Below are 21,249 nucleotides of genomic sequence, written 5' to 3'. Positions count from 1 at the left end.
TCAGGGCCTCGCCGCGATCGGTGTTGCCGGCGCCGCGCTCGATTGGTAGGCGGCCTCGACCAGCGCCATGGTGCTCCAGGCGTCCTCGACGGAACTGACAAGCTCGGCGTCTTCCTCGCAAGCGTAGCGCTGGACATTGGCCATGCGACCGACGAAGGCGTCCGGAAACCATTCGCCGACGAGTGGCACCGTGACCCAGCCGGAGCCGCCCTTCGGATAGATTTCAAGAATGTCAGGCTCGCCGCGCGGATAGTCGAGATTGAGGCCGAGTTTGAGATAGGCGGCGCCCTCGGTGCCGCAGATGCGGAACTCGCAGGCCTGGTGTTTTCGGCCAAATTTATGATCATGATTGATCGACAGCGCACAGCGCACTGTGTCGCCATAGTCGAGGATCGCGCTGGTGCGGGTTTGCGCAACCTTGTGACCGGGATGACCGAGCGTCCTGGCGTGAACGCCCCTGGGGTCGCCGAGCAATTGCCGGATCAGGTCGAGATAATGGATCGAGTGCATGGCGATCTCGACGCGCGGCGCCTTCAGCAGGAACTCCCAGAGCTGCCAGGGTGTCGCCAGCGCCAGCCAGGCGTCGAAGTCGACCACGTCGCCCAGCCAGCCCCTGGCGATCGCACCCTTCAGCGCCAGCATCATCGGCGCGAAGCGGAGCTGGAAATTCACCGCCGCCTTCAGCTTCTTGGCGCGGCAGATTTCGAGGATCTCGCTCGCCTCGGTGAGGTCGCTGCCCATCGGCTTCTGGATCAGCGCTACGGCGCCGTCGGGCAACGCCCTGAGCACGCCGGCATGATCAGCCGGCGGCGTCGCCAGGTCGAAGATGACGCCGTCGATTGACGTAGCCTCCTCGATCGACCGGTAAGCGGTGACGCCCCAGTTGGCCGCGAGTTTTTCCGCCTTGGCGTGGTCGGGATCAAAAAGCCCGTCGACCGGAAAGCCGGCTTTCCGATAGGCCGGGAAATGCGCGTCGCCGACGATCGAGCCGGCGCCGAAAATCACGATCGGCCGCGGCTTCGATGGCTTCGCCCAGGACTGGGAGAGCCAGGCTGGGTCGAAAACGCCATCAGTCATGATGGAAGACTTCGTCCATCGATGCCCACCATTCGCCCTCCTTGCGGGTCGGCAGCGGCTCCTGGCAAGGCATGCACAGCGCCCACCATTCCTGCGTCTTGGGATCGGCGGCCATCTTCGCCATGTCGGCGGCATAGTCGGTGCCGTGATACTCGAAAGTGCTGAACAAGAGGTGCTCCGGCTCCTTGAGGTAGATCGAATAGTTCCTGATGTTGCAGGCGGAAATCATCGCCAGCACTTCAGGCCAGACGGCTGCGTGAAGCCGCACATATTCGGTGACCTTTTCCGGCTTGAGGCCGAGCACCATTGCCATCCGCTGCATGTCCGGCTCCTGTTTCACTATCGTCGTTATGAATGCCGCGATGCGTTGCGTTGCACCGGCGGTGATCTGCCCACTATTTACATACAAACAAATAATTTACACAATCACCAAGCCGATGGTCCTTTCGGATGCTGACCACGGGGAGTGACTATGGCGGAGGACGAGGACGATGACCGATATCGCGCGCCTGCGCTCGACAAAGGTCTCGACATCCTGGAGCTTCTGGCCGGCGTCGATGGCGGCCTGACGCAGGCGGAAATCGCGAAAAAGCTCGACCGCAGCCCCAACGAGTTCTACCGCATGCTGGATCGGCTGGTGCGGCGCGGCTACGTCACGCGGCCGGACGGCGACCGTTACTCGCTGACGCTCAAGCTGTTTGGCCTGGCGCATCTGCACGCGCCGGTGCGGCGGCTGGTTTCCTATGCGACGCCGCTGATGCGCGAGCTTGCCGAGGCCTCGCAGCAGGCAAACCAGCTTGTCGTCTTCGACCGCGGCTCCGCCGTGGTGATCGCCCAGCAGGAGGCGCCGGACTATTGGGGCATCTCGATTCGGGTCGGCGCGCATGTCAGCCTGTTCGACACCGGCTCCGGGCATGTGCTGCTGGCGTTCCGCTCGCCGGAAGAGCGGCGGATGATGATCTCCGAACATCTGCGCAGCGCCCACAAGCCGCCTCAATCGCCGGACTTCTTTGCCCGTCTCGACCAGATCCGGCAACGCGGCTATGAAATGATGGCATCGATGCAGACCGCCGGTGTATTCAACCTGTCGGCGCCTGTGCTTGGCTCGGACGGCAGGGCGATCGCCGCGCTGTCGATCCCTTACATAACCCTGATCAACGCGCCTAGGGCGCCCGACATTACGAGGACCATAGAACTGTTGCTGGCAGCGGCCGAAAACCTGTCGCAGCTGGCGGGAGCCGCTGCCAAGCAGGCGACTGATTGAACAATTTCTGCGTGAGATGTTTTTGAAACGGCGAAGGAGGAGCGCGCCATCATGATCTTCGATACCCATCTGCATCTGATCGACCAGTCGGCGTTGCGCTATCCTTGGCTCTCCGGCGTGCCGGCACTAAACCGCGATTTCCCCTACGACGAATATGCAGTCCAGGCTCGCCGCGCCGGCATAGAGGGCGCGTTGCACATGGAGGTCGATGTCGATCCAGCCGATATCGAGGCTGAGACCAGTCACGTAAAGGCGCTGTCACACCAGAAGGACAGCTTGCTGCGCGGGGCAATAGCCTCCTGCCGTCCGGAAGAGCCGGGCTTTGCCGCCTATCTCGAGCGCCAGCGCGCCGATCCTTTCGTCAGGGGTTTTCGCCGTGTGCTCCACGTCGTGCCGGACGAGCTTTCGGAAGGCGTGCTGTTTCGCGCAAACATCAAGCGGCTTGCCGGCACCAAACTGACATTCGACCTCGTCGTCCTGCCGCATCAGATCCCCAAGGCGATTGCGCTTGCCGACCTCGCGCCGGACGTGCAGTTCGTGCTCGACCATTGCGGCGTGCCCGACATCAAGGGCAACAGTGAGCATCCCTGGCGCGAGCATATGGCGGAGATTGCGCGGCGCCCGAACGTCGTCGGCAAAATTTCCGGTGTGGTCGCCTATGCGGACGCTGGATCCTGGGCTGTCGAAACGCTGCGTTCCTATGTCGAGCACACCATCGAATGCTTTGGCTGGGACCGCGTCGTGTGGGGCAGCGACTGGCCGGTCTGCACGCTTGGCGGCGGGCTTGCGACCTGGATTGCGGCGACGCATGCACTGCTCGGCGGTGCAAGCATCGATGAACGGCAAAAGCTGCTCTCCGCCAATGCGAAGCGGCTTTGGCGTTTGTGAGAAGTTAGCGAACTCTGCCTCATCTCAGCGCCGGGTGCCGGAGACTCTTCACAAACAGGCGATTGAGATCGGCGACGACGCGGCCGGCATCGTGCCTTTCGGTCAGGCCGAGATTGATACGATCGGAGGCCGCCTGCTGGAAGGCCATGTAGCCATCGTGGCGTGGCCTGACCCAGGCCCTCTCGAGCGTGGCGCGGGAGTCCTTGTAGAAATTGCCGGCGGCTGCGTTGACGGCGGCATCGTCCCAGGCTGCGGCATGGCCGGGCTGGCCGCCGGCCGACGCATAGGGGCCGCGCTGCACCTCGCCGCTGGCGATCCAGTAGGCAAAGTCGATGGCCTCTTGCGTGGCCTTCGAAAAGGCCGACACGGCAATGCCGGTTCCGCCGAGCGCCGACCCGACTACACCGGCGTCGCCGGCAGGCGGAATGTCGGCGAAGGCAAGGCGGCTGCTGCGGAATCCGGCGATGGCATAGGAGACATAGCCGTAGATCAGCGGCGCGCAAGCGATCCGCGTGCCGGAGCTGGCCATTTCCTCCAGGACGTCGATCGGGTCCATGCCGAGGCAGGCCGGATCGACGAGAGCCGCGATCTCGCGCATCATCTCGAAAACGCGGCCGCCGATGTCAGGGTTTATGTGGTCGCCAGGCTCTTCGACGGCGGGCCTGCCGAGATTGCCGGCAAGCGTGTAGAACACCATCAGCGAATGCGGCGGCCTGAGCGGCAGCAACACGCGGCCTTGCCGCGCCAGGTCGAGCATCTCGGCCCAGTTCGCCGGCGCGGCGGAAAGCATGTCCGGCCGCCACGCCTGCACCTGGCTGGCCGTGTCGATCGGAAACGCCCACTGCCGGCCTTGCCAGTTGTAGCTAGGATACGACTGGCCGACGCTGCCTGCCGCCAGTGCCGCGCGTTCCTCTTCACGCCCCACAACGTCGAGCGGGGCCAGACAAGTCTCGGCGGTGATCTGGCCGACATGCGGATGATCGATGACGATCAAATCGTAGGCACGGGCCAGGTCCTCGACCGCAAACGATTCGAAATCCTGCAGCGAGCGCTTGTCCCATTCGATGGTGACGCCGGTCTGCCGCTTCCACAGTCCCGAACAGGCGACCATCGGGTCGTAGCCGCGCGGATGGCTCCAGGTCATGCCTTTGAGCGTCACGTCGCTCACAGCCCGAATTCTTCGCGGATCTTTGCGCTGTGCTCGCCGATGCGCGGCGCCGCCCGCTCGACCTTGGCGCGGACGCCATCGACCCGCAGCGGCGAACGCGTGGTGAGGATCGAGACGTCGTCCTCGCGCGTCACTGTCTGCAGCATGTCGAGCACCTGAAAACCTTCGCTGGCCATCATTTCCGGCCAGGTCAGCACCTTGGCGCACCAGATGTCGGCGGGCTCGAGGATGGCAAGCCATTCGTCGACGGCTTTCGTCGCGATTTTTTGCGCAATGATCGCCTTGATCTCGTCGCGGGCGGTGAACCAGGTCGACGGCTGATCGCGAAAGGGCGCAAGCTGTTCGAGTTCCAAAAGGTCGGCCAGCTTCGGGATCGGCGTCATCGCGATCGCCAGATATCCGTCCTTGGCCGGATAGACGCCGTAAGGCGCTGACAGATAGGCATGGGCGCTGCGGAAGGCCGATCGTCGCGGCACGCGGCGTCCGTCGTTGAGATGCGTGGTCAGCACCTCGAACTGAAAATCGACCAGCGCTTCGAGCAGGCTGGTCTCGACATGGCTGCCGGTGCCGGTCACGCCGCGCCGCACCAGTGCGGCAAGGATGCCTTGCGCGGCGGCGGCGCCCGCCAGCATGTCGGCGATCGCCAGGCCGAACGGCACCGGTCCCTGGTCCTCGTCGCCGTTCAGCCACATCACGCCGGAACGCGCCTGCGCCAGCAGATCCTGCCCGGGACGCTTGACCCAGGGGCCCTCCTCGCCATAGCCGCTGATCGAGGCATAGACCAGGCGTGGATTGATCTTGCGCACCGCCTCGTAGTCAAGGCCAAGGCGCTCGATGACGCCGGGCCGGAAATTCTGGATCAGCACGTCGGCCTGGGCCAGCAGGCTGCGCAGCGCCGCCAGATCGGCCTCTTCCTTGAGGTCGATGGCAAAGCTTTCCTTGGCCCGGTTGATGGCGTGGAAGATGGTGGAATCGCCGCCGATCTCGGTGTCGCTGAGATAGAGCCGGCGCGACAGGTCACCGCCATCGGGGCGCTCGATCTTGATGACGCGGGCGCCAAGGTCGAGCAGCCGCAGCGAGCAGTAGGGCCCAGACAGGAACTGGCTCATGTCGACGACGACGAGCCCGGTCAGCGGCAATTCGGCAATGGCAGCCATCGCCTATGTCTCCGTCTTGCCGGCGAAATCGGCCGGATTCCGGCACTTCACCGTTGCAGGAGCTGGCAATAAAGCACGAGCTCTCCTTCACCCTTGAAGACTTCATAGCTGGCGCGGATCAGCCCATCTCCTTGTATTGGGGTTTTGTGTCGAGATTGGATTGCACGATCGGTCCGCGTCGATCTTCTCTAGTGAATAGTATTTTCACATATGGGATTGTGTTTCAAGCGTGAACAGGCGAAATTTGCCGCGATCCGCTGCGGCTGGATGCCGGCGGAACAGGGGAGGATTTGATGAACGACGCCTGTCTGGTCTTCGTCGGCAGCCTCAACCGCGAGGCGCCTTATTTTCAGGGCGCGCGCGGCGTTGGACTCGGTGTCTACAGTTTCGACGAGGAGACGCTGGAGACGAGGAAACTGGCCGAGACGGGTGACGTCGACAATCCGACCTTCCTGTCGGTGACGCCGGACGGGTCCCATGTCTATGCCAACTCCGAAGTGTTCACCTGGCGCGAAGGCGTGGTCTCGGCCTACCGCTTCGACAGGCAAACCGCCGCGCTCTCCTACATCAACAAGCAGCCGACGCTTGGCAGCATCACGGCGCACAACACCGTCACGCGCGACGGGACGAAGCTCCTGGTCGCCAATTACGGCATGGGCGAAGGCGGTCCCGATCGCTCGCTCGTCCTCTACGGACTGCGCGACGATGGCGGCTTGACCGCGCCGTTGTCGAGCGTCGCCCATAGCGGAACTGGTCCCGACGCAGCTCGTCAGGAACGTCCCCATGCCCACAGCGTCACCGAGACGATTGCCGGTGGCGTGACGATGGTCGCCGATCTCGGCATCGATCGGCTTGTCGCGTACCGCATCGGGCCCGACGGCGGCCTGACCAGACTGGCGGAGTCGGCGCTTGCGCCCGGCGCCGGGCCACGACGTGGCGCTGCATCCGGGCGGGCGCTTCGTGTTCGTCATGAACGAACTGGATTCGACGGTCGTCTCGCTTGCGCTGGACGGAGCGTCGGGCAGGCTCACCGAGATCGACACGAAGCCGGCCGTGCCGGCCGCGGCGCGCGACGGCAATCATTGCGCCGACATCCAGATATCGCCCGACGGCCGCTTCCTCTATGGCTCCAACCGCGGCCATGACAGTGTCGTGGTGTTTTCCGTCGACCAGCAGACGGGCACGCTTGCGCTGGTCGACCATGCGCCGTGCGGGGGCGCTACGCCGCGCAATCTGGCACTGACGCCCTCAGGTCGCCATCTCTTCTCGGCCAACCAGAACGCCGACCGCATCTCGATTCTTGCACGCGATGCGGCCACGGGTCGGCTGGCCGACACCGGGCGGTTTATCGATATCGGCACGCCGATGTGCGTGAAGATCGTGCGTTGAAAGCCTTGGTCTCCTTCCAGCAGCGAGAGCGTGCACAGTCCTGTGATTTCGGCTGAGCCATCAGCGTGATAGCTTGCAGTCGTTCCGCTGCGGAGTCGCCATGCGTACCAAGCTCCTAGAAATCACCCTTGCTATGCTGCTGCTGGTTGGCGGCCTTCCAAACGGCCACGCGCAAGTGGCCGAGCGGGCGTCGCCTTCGGGCGGCGTTCTGTCGCTGCTCCCGCCGCCCCAGGTCTCAGATCATTCGATCGTGATCGCGGGACGCACGCTCAACTATCAGGCAAGGGCCGGCACGCTGTCGATGCTATCCGGCAAGGGCGACGTCACCGCGGAAATCTTTCATGTCGCCTACACGCTGCGTCCCGAGCCAAGCCGGGAACCTGATCCCCGCCGCCCGATCACTTTCGTATTCAACGGTGGTCCCGGAGCGGCTTCCGCCTATCTGCATCTTGGCGCGCTCGGTCCACGCGTGATGGCGACAGCGGCCGATGGAAGTTTTCTCCCACCGCCGCAGCGGCTTTTGGACAACTCGAGCACCTGGCTCGACATGACCGACCTGGTCTTTGTCGATCCCGTCGGAACCGGTTACAGCCGCGAAGCACCCGGCACCGAGGCACGCAGCTTCTGGGGCGTCAACCAGGACGCCGCCGCGATGGGCGCATTCATCCGGCTCTATCTGGCCCAAGCGGGCCGCACGGCGTCGCCGGTGTTTCTTGCCGGCGAAAGCTATGGCGGGTTTCGGGCGGCACTGCTTGCCAAGACGCTCCAGGATGATATCGGCATCAGCCCTCGCGGCATCGTGCTCATCTCGCCGGCGCTCGAATTCACGCTCGTGCGGCCCGACGAGTTCCAGCCGCTTCACTGGGCGCTTGAGCTGCCGTCGCTGGCGGCGGTGCGCCTGCGCAGCCAAAGCGTCACCGGTTCCGAACTGCAGGAGCGGTTGGCCGATGTCGAACGCTATGCGCTTGGCGACTATCTCGTCGCGCTTGCCAGCGGGCTCGAACAGGGCGGACGTCTGGCGAGCCCGCGCGTTGCCGAAATCACCGGTCTGCCGCTCGAACTCGTGAAACGAAACTTTGCGCGCATTCCCACCGCGCTCTTCGCCAAGGAGTTTGCGCGGGCAAGAGGCAATGTTCTCAGCGTCTATGACGGCTCGATCGAAACGGCAGACGTTGCCCCGGAAAGTCCAAGGCCCAGCGGTCCTGATCCGGTGCTCGACCGAAGCGTGCCGGCGCTGACTTCCGCCTTTGTCAGCTATGTCAGGGAGGAATTGAAATTCCGCACCGATCTAAGCTATCGGCTTCTCAACCGTGAAATCAGCGGCAATTGGGATTACGGGACGAGCCCGACGCGTCAGGGCTATACCGGCGTGATGGATGACCTTCAACAGGCGCGCGCGTTGAATCCCGGCCTCGGTGTTTTGATCGTCAACGGCTACACCGACCTGGTGACGCCCTATCTGGTGTCACGCTATCTTGTCGGCCAGGTTCCTTCGCTTCCCGGCGCAAAGCCTATCCGCCTCGAACTGCTGGAAGGCGGCCACATGATGTATTTCAGGCCGGAGAGCCGGCGCGCGCTGAGAGAGGCCGCGTCCGAGCTTTACCAAGCGCCGAAATGAGCGCGTAAAAGAGACAAATCCGCCTCGTCGCATGAGAGGCGGATGACGCAACACGAACCGGCGAGGCGAACGAGTCGATGACATCTCAGCTTGCAGAACTGACTTGGCTCAACCCGCCACCGCATCATGCGTTCGGCGACAGCACCGTGCATGTGCGAACCGGCAAGGAGACCGATTTCTGGCGCGAGACTTTTTATGACTTCTGGCGTGACAATGGCCACTTCCTCTACCGGCAGGTCGAGGGCGATTTCAGCGCCGAGGTCACCATCAAGGGCGACTACAAGGTGCTCTATGATCAGGCCGGTCTGATGGTCCGGCTGAGCGAGACGCATTGGGTCAAGGCCGGCATCGAGTTCACCGACGGGCTCGCCTATTTTTCCGTCGTCGTCACCAATGATGCCTCCGACTGGTCGTTGGTCAGCATCCCGGCCGGTCCGGACGGCGTCAGGATCCGGCTGACCCGCCATGCCGAGACAATCCGTGTTCAGTATCTCGATGCCTCCGACCAGCGCTGGAAGCCGGTGCGGCTCGCCTACTTCCCGCCCTCGAATACAGTCGATGTCGGCATGATGTGCTGTTCGCCGCAACGTGAAGGTTTCGAAGTCACATTCAGCGATTTTTCAGTCGGCCCGGCGATCTCGAGGGAACTCCACGACTGACGCGTCCTGTCAGCGGATCGGGGCGCCGCTTCACAGCAGTATCGTTCCGACAGCCGAAATGCGCGGCCGAAGAAGCGATCGGGCGTTCGCCTCATCCCGATCGACCTTGAAATCGGAATGCGCCATGGTTGAGCGCCTGCGCAGGCGGCCGAACTTCTGGCCGGCGGTTCCAGAAGCACCCGTCAGCCCGGGTGCTTGAAGGTTTCGCCAAACCAGTTCCGCCACTTGGGCTCGCCGTCGGCGGCGCGCTGCTCGGCGTCGCCGCCGTAAAGATACAGGGCCATGCTGGCATTTGTGTTGCCGTCGGCAGCATAGGTTCCGATCAGGGCGATGCCGGGAGCAGGCGCATTCAGGCGCAGCACGAGGAAACGCTGCTTGTCGTCCTGCCGCACGCGTTCGACTATGCCGGATAGTCTCTCCGGCTGCTGCGGGCCATTCCGTTCCTCGCCGACATTTGCGCCGGCCAGACCGAGCGCCTCGGTGAGCCGCCGCCAAGTCGAGAGCTGGTCGGCCTCAGAGCTGGCCATGACGAGGAAGCTGGCGGCCTTTTTACCGGCGAAGTGCGACAGGTAAACCCGCAGCACCTCGAAAAAGCCAGGCCAGCCGCTCTCGAACCCTTCCAGCTGATCGTCCCAGTCGTCGGTCGAGGCAAACAGCGAGTGGACCATGCGAACAACGCAACGATCACCCGACCGGCTGGTCACAGTGATTTCCGTTGCAACAGGCGGCGCGCCTTCGCTCCACTCGCGTTCGACATAGCCGAAACGGAACGGCGGCTCCCAAGTCGTCACTTGGCCGGTGGAGGCGCCATTGGGACCAAAGTCGAAATGAAGCCTGCCGCCGACATGCTCGTCGATCGTGGTTTTTGTGAACCAGGCAGTGTTGCCGGGACCCGTAGCAATTGCCCGCCATACCTGCTCGGGTGTGCCGGGCGTGATGAACTCCATCTCCACCCAACGCTTTCCGGTTTCGTCTTTCTTGATTGGCATGGGGACTCCTTTCAAGGTTTGGCGTCACAGGGTCGGGCTAGGTGCGGTACGACGCCACTCCGAGCCGATGCGACCGCCCGCCAAAGCTCAAGCATACCTCATTTTGGCCTTGACAAATTATTTTGTCAAGGCGCGGGCGTGGATGGCTGGAAAGCAGCTTTGGCGCGTCGTGCCGTGTCGTGTGATCTAAGCGTCGCCTGCGCTCGCTTCCCGACGTGGCGCGCCGGCACTACGCCGATCTCCGTGAGACGAGGTTGAGACAACGGCGTTACCCGGCTGAAGAGGTCAGAGCAAACAGAACGGGAATTTCGTAATCCCGCCGGCTTTTGGAATTTTGTTCGTCGCCAACCCGCCCAAACAAGCGCAAACAGGCAACACCGTTCGACGGTTTCCTCCCATTCCGCTGAACGGCGTTCCCCTCTGAAGGTTGAAACCTTCTTTTTGGCCGGGCCGTATTCGAGCCCGGCCATTTTTTGCGCGCTCCCTTGGCGAGGGCGTCTGAGCCGATTCCTGACCCTAGCCTCCCGCCAACGACAATCCGCGGGCGCGTTCGCACAGCAGGGCAAGCAATTCGCTGCGCCGCGCTTCCGGTGTGTCGACTGGCAATACGAAGCAAAGGGTCTTGCTGACGGCGCCGTGGCCATCGCGGATGGGCGCGGCCATGCACCACGTGAAGCGGTCGGCGAGGGCGATGGTCTCGCTGAAACCTTGCTGGCGGGCGAGAGCGACATCGCTGAAGAATTCGGCCGGCGCAATGATGCGGCCGTCGGGAAGCTTGTAGTCGCCAGGCGGGATGAAGTCCTTCACTTCTTGCTCGCTCATATGGCCGAGCAGGAGCCGCCCGGACGCCGTCCACGGGATCGGCACCTCGACCCCGACATCGCTTGAAATCCGGAACGGGCCGGAAGAATCACGGCAATCGAGAACGATGTATTTGTTCCCGCGCAGGCCGCACAACTGCACGGTCTCGCCTGTCTCCGCGGCCATCCTGTCCAGCGTCTCTATGATGCGCCGATAGTGGGCGTTGTGATGCGAATAGGCCCAGCCGAACAGATGCATGGCCCGACCGAAATAAACGTAGCCTTCCGTCCCGACGTTTTCGAGCATTTCGGCTTCGAGCAGGCTGTTGGCGATTTCGTAGGTGGTCGAACGCGGTGCGCCGATCATCTTGGCGATGTCGCCGACGCGCATCGGCGCGCGGTGCCGCAAAAGCGCTTCCAGCAGCACGATCACGCGGTCGATGCCACGGCGGCGTTCGCCATTGCGCGGCCCGGCGCCGGCTTCCGTTTCGATCAGACCAGTGGCGCCATCGCTCATGTCGGCCGCATCCCCAAAAAAATCAATTCGGCCCTCGTCTCAAGACGCTTGAAAGATGTCAAGGCTCAGTCTAGCATCCCATTTGTCCGATATAGAGACACGTTGTCTGAAATATCAGACAATAACAAGCCAGGCGCAGAAAGTTCTGATGAGAAAACGGGCGGTTTCCGGATGCGGCAACCGGCGGGTCTTCTTGTCCCGATCCCGCACGTCCAGGCATAACCTCAGAAGGGAACAATCATGACGAAATCATCGTTTTTCGCATCAGCCAGCGCCCTTTGCCTCGGTCTCCTGCTGAGCCTCGGCGGCGGTTCGCAGGCCAATGCGGCCGCCAAATGCATCAAGGGCGACCGCAAGACGCCGTACACGATCGGCTGGGCCAACATCTATTCCGTGCCGACCTGGATGAAGCAGACACAAGGCACGATCGAAGCCGAAGTCGAGACCCTGAAGAAGCAGGGGCTTGTCGACAAGCTTGTCGTGACCGACGCTCAGGGCGACGCCAACGTCCAGATCCAGCAGATCCAGTCGATGATCGATTCCGACGTCGACGCCATTATCCTGATTGCCGGCTCGTCGACCGCGCCGGCGCGTGTGCTGGCGGACGCCTGCGACAAGGGCATCGCAATCATCAACTTCGACAGCCTCGTCGACACCGACCAGGTCACAGCTAAGGTGAACACCGATTCCGCTCAGTGGGGCGACCAGGCGGCCAAGTTCCTGATCGACGCCATTGGCGGCAAGGGCAAGATTCTCATCCTCAACGGCCCGGCCGGCGTTTCGGTCAGCGACGATCGGCGCAAAGGCGCCGACGCGGCGCTCAAGGCCCATCCTGAGGTGACGGTCCTTGCCGAGACCAACACCCCCTACAATGTCGCGCCTGCACAGGAAGCCGTCACCAGCCTGCTGTTCGCCAATTCCGAGATCGACGGGATTCTGTCGCTCGGCGGCGCCCTGTCTGCGGGCGCGGTACTCGCCCTCGACAAGCAGGGCCGCGAACAAGTGCCGATCACCGGCGAGAACGCCCGTCAGTTCCTCGAACTCTGGAAGGAAAAGGGCCTCAAGAGCTGGGCGACCATGCAGCCGAACTGGCTCGGCGCTTTCGCCGCCTACACCGCCGTCCAAGCGCTGGAGGGCAAGGATGTGCCGGCTTTCGTCAAGATCCCGCTGCCGGTGATCGACAATTCCAACATCGATCAGTACCTCGCCCGGGCGGCCGATTTTCCGGCTGACGGCTACATCTATTCGCCCTACGACGAGGAATTGTTCAAGAAGCTGCTGGCTGAACAATAAGCCTGGAAGGTCGCAGAAATTGGTGGCCAGGGCTCCGCTTCTTGCCGCGCGGGGGGTGTCGAAGTCCTTCTTCGGCAACCCTGTCCTGCGCGACGTTTCCATCGCTCTCCAGCCCGGCCGCGTGCATGCGCTGCTCGGCGAGAACGGCGCCGGAAAGTCGACGCTGATCAACCTGTTGTCCGGTGCCTTGCGCCCGGACGGCGGGGCGATCGAGGTCGATGGGCGCCCAGTGTCGCGCATGACCCCCGCCTATGCCCAACAGGCAGGGATCGCCGTCGTCCAGCAGGAACTCAGCCTGACGGCCAGCCTCTCCATCGCCGAGAACATCGGCCTTGGCGCCTATCCGCGCCGGTTCGGTTTGCTCGACTATCCCGAACTCGCCGTGCGGGCCAGGGCAGCATGCGATCTTGTCGGGCTTCACGAACCGCTCTCGATACCAGTCGGACATTTGTCGCTCGGCCGCCGGCAGATGGTGGAGATAGCCAAGGCGCTTTACCGCCGGCCGCGCGTTCTCATTCTCGACGAACCCACTTCGTCGCTCTCGGCAACCGAAACGAAAGTCCTGACGGACTTGCTGGAGAGGCTGCGCGGCGAGGGTATCGCTATTCTCTACATTTCGCACCGGCTGAACGAAGTCATGGCACTGTGCCAGCATGTCACCGTCCTGAAGGACGGCACCTGCACGGCTGATCGCAGCCTGGAAGGAACCGACGCCGGCGGGCTGGTACGGCTGATGGTCGGCCGCGACCCCGGCGACCTTTTTCCGCAGTGGCAGGCTTCGGCATCGGCTGCCAACGCCATCTCGGTTCGCAATTTTTCGGCCGGCCTGATGCGCGACGTCGATCTCGACATCAGGACGGGCGAGGTGCTCGGCATTGGAGGCCTGGTCGGGCAAGGGCAGGAAGATCTGCTGCTCGGCCTCTACGGCGCCATTCCGGCCAGGACGGCATGCGCGACCGTCAACGGCGCTTCGGGTCTGCCCGGCGGTGTGCCGAAAGCCAACGCGCTTGGCCTCGCCTATGTCCCGGCCGACCGCAAGCGCGAAGGCCTGCACCTGATCCATTCCATCATCAGCAATATGATGCTGCCCGCTTTCGCAAGACTGCCGGCGCTGAAGCTGCGCAGCCGCCGTGCCGAGCGCGAGACGGCAAGAGGTCTCGCTGCCCAGCTTGGCATCAAGGGCGACCTCGACCGGCCGGCGCAGGCCCTCTCGGGCGGCAACCAGCAGAAGGTGGCGCTGGCGAAATGGATGCCGCACCACCCGCTTGCGCTTCTCCTCAACGATCCGACACGCGGCGTCGATGTAGAGACCAAGCGCGAAATCTACATGATGCTTCGCAACTTCTCCGCCGCCGGCAAGGCGGTCGTGCTGCTCAGCTCCGACACGCCAGAACTGGTGCACCTTTGCGACCGCGTCGCGGTGGTCCGGGAGGGCCACATCGTTGCCATGCTCGAGCGCGGCGCATTGAGCGAGGAAGCAATCGTTTCCGCTGCGATGGGCGCCGAACGGCGGCAGGTGGCGGCATGAGCACGGTGGCCTCCTCAAGGCAAGCCGGCGCTCTTTACTGGCCGGTTCAGCTGCGCCGCAATGTCGGTGTGCGCGGCCTGTTCGCCGTGGTCATGGCGTTCCTCGTCGCCTATGGCTTCCTGTTTCCCGGCTTGTTGACCGCTTCCGGCTTTGCCAAATTCACCCAGAGCTGGTTTCCGCTGGCGCTGGTCGCCATGGCCCAGGCGATCCTCATGCTTACCGGCGGCATCAGCCTGGCCATCGGCGCAATGGTCAGCCTGGGCGCGGTGATCGCCGCGACGACGATGACCGGGCCGCTGGGCGTAGCCGGCGGTGCCGCTGCGGTGGCGCTGACCGGGATCGGCATCGGCGGCGCGACCGGGTTCATCGTCGTAAAACTTCGGTTGCCGGCGATCGTGGTGACGCTCGCCGGTTCCTTCATCATCGGCGGTGCGGCGCTGCTCATCCTGCCGAGACCCGGCGGCGCCATTCCGGAGTGGCTGTCGGACCTGCTTGCCGGCAACACGCCCGCGGCCTTCGTGCTGCTGGTGCTCATCGTCCTTCTGTGGAAACTCTATCTCGCCACACCGCTTGGCTTGAGCCTTTATGCCGCCGGCGAGAATCCGGTCGGCGCCTATCGCTCCGGCGTGCCGGTCGATGGCGCACGGGTAGCGGCTTACGCGATCAGCGGCCTGCTTTGCACAGGCGCCGGCCTGTTCGTCGCCGCGCAAACAGGTTCGGGCGATCCGGTCATCGGCACGGCCTTCACGCTGAATTCCATCGCCGCCGCCGTGCTCGGCGGCATTGGCTTCCTCGGCGGTCAAGGCACGATGCGCGGTGCGCTTGCCGGCAGCCTGCTGCTCAGCCTGATGATCAGTGTGATGTTCTTCCTCGGCTTCACGCCGGTCGCCCAGTATGTCGCCCAGGGCCTCATCATCATCGGGGCGGTCGCCATCCCGCAATTCCGCAAGGTGCAGCAATGACAGCATGGAAAGAAACCGCGGCCCGCAGGCGCGCCTTGACGATCCTGCGCAGCCGGCCCTTTCTCACCGTTGCCATCGTTGCCGCGGTGTGGATCGCGGCGAGCTTTGTCTCGCGCGGCTTCGGCGCATATGGCCATTTGCGCTATCTGGTCGAACTGGCCGCGGTGATTGGCCTGGTTGCGGCGGGGCAGACCTTTGTAGTCATCGCCGGCGGCATCGACCTTTCCGTCGCGGCGATCGTCACGGTGAGCGCCGTCAGCCTGCCGCTGCTGTCGTGGCAGGCTGATCCGACCGGGCTCACTGCCGTCCTTGCCGTCCTTGCGCTGACGACGACAATCGGTCTGGTGAACGGGCTGGGCGTGGCGCTGTTGCGCGTTCATCCGATGATCATGACTCTGGCCATGGCGACATTCCTGCAGGGTCTGCTGATCATCATCGCCGGCGGCAGCGCCGTGACCGCCGAGAACCCGCTGGTCCGCTGGCTCGGCAATGCGCGGCCGGCCGGTATACCCGCAGGCGTGCTCTTGTGGGTGGCCGTTTCCGTGATCGTTCTGGCCGCAATGCATGCCACATCTTTCGGCGCTCGGCTCTTCGCCATGGGCGCCAACCCGCTCGCCGCGACACTCTCCGGCGTTCCCTTCGCTTCGACAACCCTGGCGGTCTACGGCATCAGCGGGTTCACTTCCGGGCTTGCGGGCGTGCTGGTGCTCGGCATGAACGGACAAGGCTATGTCGGGATCGGCGATCCCTATCTGCTCGCCTCGATTGCGGCCGTCGTGCTCGGCGGCACCTCGATCCTCGGCGGGCTCGGCACCTATGCCGGCACCATTCCCGGCGCCATCCTGCTGGTCACGATCACGGCTCTGATCACCGTCGTCAACGCCTCGCCCGGCTGGCGCAGCATCCTTTTCGGTTCGCTGATCCTGGGGCTGCTGCTTCTCTCAGGCAGGGAGCAGGCCCGCCGATGACATATCGTCCAGCCGGTAGATGCGCCTTGCATTGCCGAAGAACAACGCCGTCTGCTCGTCTGCGGAAAGCTCCCCGGCAATGGCCTTAAAGCTGTCATATACTGCATCGAACGACGCGTGCAGACCGGCCACCGGGAAGTCACTGCCGAACATGGCGCGCTGTGTGCCGAAACAGTCGATGCAATGCATGACAACCGGCTTCAGGCTGTCGAGCGTCCAATCATGATCGTAGGCGACCAGATCCGATATCTTGATGGCGACGTTGTCGCGCTCCGACAAAAGCCGAAGCGCTTCGCGCCACGCCCGCATTCCATCGGCGTCACGGTCGATCGGGCTGCCGCAGTGGTTGAGAACAAAGAGCTGGTTCGGATAGGCCGCTGCGAGGCGCGCGGCTCCAGTGAGCTGGCGCGGAAACACCATCAGATCGAAAATCAGCCGATGGCCGGCAAGCAGCGCCAGGCCGGCGCGCCAGGCCGGATCGTTCATGATGCCGTCACGGGCAACGAAACGGCGGGCAGGATCTGGATCCCAGCTCAATATGTCGCGCACGCCGACGACACGGTCGAATGCCGCCTGCGCCTCGACCAGCGCCGGGGCTTGGCGGTTCGCCAGCGGAACGTGAACGACGTAGCGGGCCGCCACGCCCCGCGACTTTTCGAGCGTTTCAAGCCACCGCGTCTCGCCGACGCAGTCGTCGCCGGCCCATCCGGCTTCGACATGAACTGTGGCGACGACATTGTGCCGGCTGGCGTCGCGCAAATAATCCTCAGGAAGATAGTTTCGCCGCAACGGGCTAAGCTCGCCCAGGCCGCCGCGCTCGCCAGCCGTTGTGGCGAGCCACGGATGGCGGCCGAGGCCGAGATCCCAAAGATGATGGTGGGCATCGATGATCGGTCCGGAGTAAGGCTTTGACACGCATCTCTCTCATGCTGTGGCCGGCATCGGAATTGATCCGGGCTTCATCCTGCGAAGGCGAAAGGACTAGCATCGGATGACCGAAAACTCACCCGTGCCGGCGCTCGCGATCCGTGAAAATTTCCTGCTGGACGACCGCATCCGCGGCGTGCCGCCCGGCACCTTCGGGCTGGACAGCAGCCTTGTCGCATCTCAGCGCTGGCATCCGGCTGATGGACGCATGTCGTTGCCGGTGCTGACCCTCGACGAGGAGGCCTTCACCGCCAATCGTGACCTGTTCCTGCGCTACGCGCGCGAACAGGGCGCCATGGTCGCGCCGCATGCCAAAACCCCGATGGCGCCCGACCTTGCCCGATCGTTGGTAGAGGCCGGAGCATGGGGAACGACCGTCGCGGATATTAGACAAGCCGCGGTGATGCTCAGGGCCGGCCTCACACGACTGATCGTCGCCAACGAGGTTGGTGGATCAGGAGGTGCGAACCGGCTCGCGGCGCTGGTTGGCGCCTGGCCAGGCGTCGAGCTCTTCGTCTTCGCCGACTCTGTCGGTGCCGTGAATGCGCTCGCCGAAGCCTGGCGGGCCAATGCAATGCTGCCGCCGTTGCGCGTGCTTGTCGAACTCGGTGCGGGGAGGGCAGGCGCCAGGACCACTGGCGAAGCCGAGGCGATCGCCGATGCAGTTGATGCAGCCGGCGGACGGCTGCTGATTGCCGGAGTTGCCACCTACGAAGGTGCCGCGGCGCAACCCGACCCCGGCCGCACCGAGGAGGCGATCTCGGCTCTGCTGGCGATGACCGCCGACATGTTCCTGCGGCTGCGCGCCCGCGCCGGCGGCGACGTGCCGCTGATCGTCACGGCCGGCGGCTCGGTTTTGTTCGACAAAGTGGTCGCCGCGCTTTCGCCGGCCGTTTCCAGGGACGGCAATGCGACGCTGGTGTTGCGCAGCGGCGCCATCTTCTTCCACGACCATGGTGTCTATGATCGCTCGCTTGGCGCACTTGACGCGCGCAACGGCTTTGCGGTCGGCGGCGTCAGCGTTTCCGCACGAAATTCGTTTCGTCCGGCTTTGCGCCTGTGGGCCGAGGTGCTGTCGCGGCCGGAGCCCGGCCTGGCGATCTGCGGCATGGGCATGCGCGACGTGTCGTTCGATCAGGGCTTTCCGATGGTGCTCGCGGTCTTCCGGACCGGCAGGCCGCTGCCGGTAGCGCGCGCCGAGGTCTTCAAGCTCAACGACCAGCACGCCTTCCTGACAATCGCGCCGGGCGACGACATTGCCGTTGGTGACATCATTGAATTCGGCATCTCCCATCCCTGCACCTGCCTCGATCGCTATCGCGTGATTTTCGGCGGCGACGCGGCCGGGCATGTCCGCCACGCCTTTCCCACCTGTTTCGGCTGACCGAATCTTGCGGCGGCCCCAAGAGAGCCTCGAAAGGATCGAATATGATCAAGTATTTCCAGTCCGGCTCCCGCATGTCGCAGGCGGTCGTCTATGGTGGCCTTGTCCACATCGCAGGCCAGGTCGCCGACGATCGCAAGGCCGGCATCGAAGGCCAGACCAGCGATGTGCTCTCAAAGATCGAGGCGCTTTTGGTCGAGGCCGGCAGCAGCAAGTCGAAGCTTGTGGCGGTCAACATCTTCCTGCCGCAAATCGGAGACTTCGACGCCATGAACAGCATCTACGATGCCTGGGTGGATCCCCAACGCCTGCCGGCGCGGGCCTGCGTCGAGGCACGTCTCGCCGATCCCGACCTCCGCATTGAGGTCACAGCGATCGCCGCCATCTGAGTTTTTCGCCATGCACACCGGACTCATCCATACGCTCGACTTCGACCGGGACGGCAAGACATCAGGCTATCTCAGCATGCCCTTCTCGATAGACCGTTCGCCCTATTTCCAGGTCAAGGTCCCGATCTGCCTCATACGCAACGGTGAGGGGCCGTCGCTGCTTCTGATGGCCGGCAATCACGGTGACGAATATGAGGGCGAGCTGTCGCTGGCGAAGCTGGTCCGCCGGCTCGATCCCGAGCGGATCAAGGGCCGCGTCACCATACTGCCGATGGCGAACGCACCGGCGGTGATGGCCGCCAAACGCTGTTCGCCGCTCGATGGCGGCAATCTCAACCGAGCCTTTCCAGGCGATCCGTTGGGCACACCGACAAGCCGGCTCGCCAGTTTCCTCGAGACGGAACTGTTCCCTCGCCACGACATCGTCTTTGACATCCATTCGGGGGGCACCTCGATGGAACATCTGCCTACAGCACTCGTCGAGCGCAATACCGATCCCGACCGCCACAGGCGCGGGGTGGAACTGATGCGGACGCTCGGCATGCCGTATGGCTTCGTGGCCGACAATGGTCAGGCCTCGCCGACCTCGATGGGCGCCGCCCGCCGGGCCGGCGCCATTGGCATCAGCGGCGAGTTCGGCGGCGGCGGCACCGCCACAGTCGATACGATGGCGATTACCGCTCGCGCGATCGACAATCTGATGGTCGCCGTTGGCGTGGTCGAGGCGCCGGTTCTTTCGCCGGAGTTAAAGCCTTCGGCGCCGACGCGACTGCTCTCGCTCTCCCGGCACGGTCAGGGCCTCTACGCCACCCGCCGCGGCTGGTTCGAACCCGCCGTCAGGCTCGGCGACGGCGTCAGCGCCGGACAATTGGCCGGCTGGTATCACGACCTCGAACGGCTCGATCTTGCCGAGGAAGCCCTGCATTTCGCCGAAGGCGGTATCGTGCTTTCGCGCAGGCTACACACGATGTGCGAGGCAGGAGATTGCCTTTTGCAGGTCGCCGAGCCGGTGGAAGGCTGACAGAAAACCAACCGGCGTTTGCTCACGCCACATTGCAGAAAACTGAGGATATTTCATGCAGCATTCGATGTGGACCTACCCTTGGGATGTCCAGGATCTGGGCTTGGAAGCCGTCGAACGCGATCTCGTCGAGCGCGCCGGGCTCAACATGATCAGTCTCGCAACCTCCTATCATGCCGGTCGCTTCCTGCAGCCGCGCAGCCCGCGTCGCAAAGCCTATTTCCCGGAGGACGGCACGATCTACTTCAAGCCAACCGCCGCCCGATGGGCCGATCTCGTGATCCAGCCGAAGGTGGCCGAAATGATCACGGAAGGTGGCGACGTTCTGGCCGAACTTATCCAACGGCGCGAGGCAGGCGGCCTCCAGGTGTCGTGCTGGACGGTCTGCCTGCACAATACCCGCCTCGGCATGCTTTATCCGCAGGCCGTCACCCGCAACGCCTTTGGCGATCCCAATTATTACAATCTGTGCCCGTCGCATCCGGATGCGCGCGCTTATGTCCGCGCGCTCGTCGCCGACGTTACGCACACTTATAAGCCGGACAGAATCGAACTTGAAAGCCCGTCTTTCATGGGCTTTGCCCATGAATACCATCATGAGAAGGATGGTGTCGGGCTGACGCCGGAAGACGACTTTCTTCTGTCGCTGTGCTTCTGTCCGTCCTGCCTCGCCCGCGCCGCTTGTGCCGGCATCGAAGGCCAGGCGGCGCGTGACCTCGTCAAGCAGTGGATTGCCGAGGCGTGCGAGCGCGCGGTGCCTGAACGGCGCTTTCCACAATTTCCCGCAAGTGGCCTCGACACCTTTCTGCCCTGGCCGCAACTCCACGCCTATCTGTTGTGGCGGTTCGAGCCGGTGACCAGCCTTGTCGCCGAACTGCGCGAGGTTGCCGATCCGGGGACCCGTGTCCTCGTCATCGACCTGAGAGACGGCTGGCTCGGCGGGTGCGATCTGGCAGCGCTCGGCAAGGTCTGCGACGGGGCGATCCTTTGTGCCTACGACATGCAGGCCGGCGACGTGACGGGCCTGATGGCGGCTGGCCGTGCCGCACTCGGAGCAGAGATATTCCTCGGCGCCGGGTACCGGCTCTTCTATCCGGAAATGGCGGGCCCTGAAAACCTCGCCGCCAAGGTGAAGCCGGCGCTGGCGCCGGACGTCGACGGTATCAATTTTTACAATTACGGCCTTGTCCCCGCCGCACGACTCGATTGGGTGCGTGCAGCACGACCTGGCTGAGCAAAACGATCGAGTGC

19 protein-coding genes and 2 pseudogenes are annotated in these 21,249 nt (G+C 63.8%); 13 read left to right on the top strand and 8 right to left on the bottom strand.

Translation table 11 applies throughout. The features are described 5' to 3' along the window. Entirely contained in the window at nt 1-1,077 is a 1,077-nt protein-coding gene (locus tag AC0L2M_RS11710; protein WP_473530919.1) for a Gfo/Idh/MocA family protein, read from the bottom strand. Then, the gene (locus AC0L2M_RS11705; protein WP_091597514.1) at nt 1,070-1,399 is read right to left on the bottom strand and encodes an L-rhamnose mutarotase; all 330 of its coding nucleotides are present in this window, start codon (nt 1,397-1,399) and stop codon (nt 1,070-1,072) included. Before AC0L2M_RS11705 ends, AC0L2M_RS11710 begins: the two co-directional genes overlap by 8 nt. A gap of 150 nt (nt 1,400-1,549) precedes the next feature. On the opposite strand from AC0L2M_RS11705, the gene AC0L2M_RS11700 reads away from it, so the two are divergent. Together AC0L2M_RS11700 and AC0L2M_RS11695 are read left to right on the top strand one after the other, a co-directional pair. Then, complete coding sequence (locus AC0L2M_RS11700) at nt 1,550-2,341, top strand: IclR family transcriptional regulator (RefSeq protein WP_473530918.1); 792 nt, start codon at nt 1,550-1,552, stop codon at nt 2,339-2,341. A 51-nt stretch (nt 2,342-2,392) separates the two neighbouring features. Further along, nucleotides 2,393-3,229, top strand: coding sequence for an amidohydrolase family protein (locus AC0L2M_RS11695; protein WP_473530917.1), 837 nt, complete (start codon nt 2,393-2,395; stop codon nt 3,227-3,229). Between the two features lie 19 nt (nt 3,230-3,248). On the opposite strand, the gene AC0L2M_RS11690 is transcribed toward AC0L2M_RS11695, so the two are convergent. From AC0L2M_RS11690 to AC0L2M_RS11680, 3 genes and pseudogenes are all read right to left on the bottom strand, one after another. Further along, on the bottom strand, nt 3,249-4,373 hold the full coding sequence (locus tag AC0L2M_RS11690) for an ABC transporter substrate-binding protein (RefSeq protein ID WP_473530978.1): 1,125 nt from the start codon (nt 4,371-4,373) through the stop codon (nt 3,249-3,251). Between the two features lie 20 nt (nt 4,374-4,393). Beyond that, nucleotides 4,394-5,554 (bottom strand): CaiB/BaiF CoA transferase family protein, encoded by a 1,161-nt coding sequence (locus tag AC0L2M_RS11685; RefSeq protein ID WP_473534917.1) that lies wholly within the window; start codon nt 5,552-5,554, stop codon nt 4,394-4,396. 3 nt (nt 5,555-5,557) lie between these two features. Then, nucleotides 5,558-5,696 (bottom strand): annotated as a pseudogene (locus AC0L2M_RS11680) (amine oxidase); the annotation flags it as partial. Nucleotides 5,697-5,847: 151 nt separating this feature from the next. Between AC0L2M_RS11680 and AC0L2M_RS11675 the strand changes: the two are divergent. The 3 genes and pseudogenes from AC0L2M_RS11675 to AC0L2M_RS11665 all read left to right on the top strand — a co-directional run bounded on the left by AC0L2M_RS11675 (nt 5,848) and on the right by AC0L2M_RS11665 (nt 9,220). Beyond that, nucleotides 5,848-6,943: pseudogene (locus AC0L2M_RS11675) on the top strand (lactonase family protein). Between the two features lie 100 nt (nt 6,944-7,043). Continuing rightward, on the top strand, nt 7,044-8,561 hold the full coding sequence (locus AC0L2M_RS11670; RefSeq protein WP_473534916.1) for a S10 family peptidase: 1,518 nt from the start codon (nt 7,044-7,046) through the stop codon (nt 8,559-8,561). Nucleotides 8,562-8,638: 77 nt separating this feature from the next. Continuing rightward, nucleotides 8,639-9,220, top strand: a complete 582-nt coding sequence (locus AC0L2M_RS11665) for a DUF1349 domain-containing protein (protein WP_473534915.1) — start codon at nt 8,639-8,641, stop codon at nt 9,218-9,220. A gap of 182 nt (nt 9,221-9,402) precedes the next feature. Here AC0L2M_RS11665 and AC0L2M_RS11660 read toward each other — a convergent pair whose 3' ends face one another. Together AC0L2M_RS11660 and AC0L2M_RS11655 are read right to left on the bottom strand one after the other, a co-directional pair. Next, a complete protein-coding gene (locus AC0L2M_RS11660) occupies nt 9,403-10,167 on the bottom strand; it encodes an SRPBCC family protein (RefSeq protein WP_473534914.1) in 765 nt (254 codons plus the stop codon). Between the two features lie 558 nt (nt 10,168-10,725). Further along, the gene (locus AC0L2M_RS11655; RefSeq protein ID WP_473534913.1) at nt 10,726-11,526 is read right to left on the bottom strand and encodes an IclR family transcriptional regulator; all 801 of its coding nucleotides are present in this window, start codon (nt 11,524-11,526) and stop codon (nt 10,726-10,728) included. 240 nt (nt 11,527-11,766) lie between these two features. On the opposite strand from AC0L2M_RS11655, the gene AC0L2M_RS11650 reads away from it, so the two are divergent. From AC0L2M_RS11650 to AC0L2M_RS11635, 4 genes are read left to right on the top strand one after another with little or no spacing between them, the layout of a single operon-like run. Further along, the gene (locus AC0L2M_RS11650; RefSeq protein WP_473534912.1) at nt 11,767-12,819 is read left to right on the top strand and encodes a substrate-binding domain-containing protein; all 1,053 of its coding nucleotides are present in this window, start codon (nt 11,767-11,769) and stop codon (nt 12,817-12,819) included. A gap of 19 nt (nt 12,820-12,838) precedes the next feature. Continuing rightward, nucleotides 12,839-14,347, top strand: coding sequence for a sugar ABC transporter ATP-binding protein (locus tag AC0L2M_RS11645; RefSeq protein WP_473534911.1), 1,509 nt, complete (start codon nt 12,839-12,841; stop codon nt 14,345-14,347). Beyond that, on the top strand, nt 14,344-15,309 hold the full coding sequence (locus AC0L2M_RS11640) for an ABC transporter permease (protein WP_128171885.1): 966 nt from the start codon (nt 14,344-14,346) through the stop codon (nt 15,307-15,309). Before AC0L2M_RS11645 ends, AC0L2M_RS11640 begins: the two co-directional genes overlap by 4 nt. After that, complete coding sequence (locus AC0L2M_RS11635; RefSeq protein WP_128171886.1) at nt 15,306-16,277, top strand: ABC transporter permease; 972 nt, start codon at nt 15,306-15,308, stop codon at nt 16,275-16,277. Before AC0L2M_RS11640 ends, AC0L2M_RS11635 begins: the two co-directional genes overlap by 4 nt. Here the strand turns inward: AC0L2M_RS11635 and AC0L2M_RS11630 are convergent. Further along, nucleotides 16,251-17,192, bottom strand: a complete 942-nt coding sequence (locus tag AC0L2M_RS11630) for an amidohydrolase family protein (RefSeq protein WP_473534910.1) — start codon at nt 17,190-17,192, stop codon at nt 16,251-16,253. The genes AC0L2M_RS11635 and AC0L2M_RS11630 overlap by 27 nt on opposite strands. Nucleotides 17,193-17,268: 76 nt before the next feature. Between AC0L2M_RS11630 and AC0L2M_RS11625 the strand changes: the two genes are divergently transcribed. From AC0L2M_RS11625 to AC0L2M_RS11610, 4 genes are read left to right on the top strand one after another with little or no spacing between them, the layout of a single operon-like run. Continuing rightward, a complete protein-coding gene (locus tag AC0L2M_RS11625; RefSeq protein ID WP_473534909.1) occupies nt 17,269-18,588 on the top strand; it encodes an alanine racemase in 1,320 nt (439 codons plus the stop codon). Nucleotides 18,589-18,632: 44 nt separating this feature from the next. Further along, entirely contained in the window at nt 18,633-18,977 is a 345-nt protein-coding gene (locus AC0L2M_RS11620; RefSeq protein WP_023800134.1) for a RidA family protein, read from the top strand. Between the two features lie 10 nt (nt 18,978-18,987). Further along, nucleotides 18,988-19,998, top strand: a complete 1,011-nt coding sequence (locus AC0L2M_RS11615; protein WP_473534908.1) for a succinylglutamate desuccinylase/aspartoacylase family protein — start codon at nt 18,988-18,990, stop codon at nt 19,996-19,998. 55 nt (nt 19,999-20,053) lie between these two features. Then, on the top strand, nt 20,054-21,232 hold the full coding sequence (locus AC0L2M_RS11610; RefSeq protein WP_473534907.1) for a hypothetical protein: 1,179 nt from the start codon (nt 20,054-20,056) through the stop codon (nt 21,230-21,232). Nucleotides 21,233-21,249 lie beyond the last annotated feature (17 nt).

It is taken from the genome of Mesorhizobium sp. WSM4806 (assembly GCF_055811635.1).
This window is presented reverse-complemented; position numbering and strand designations above follow the sequence as displayed.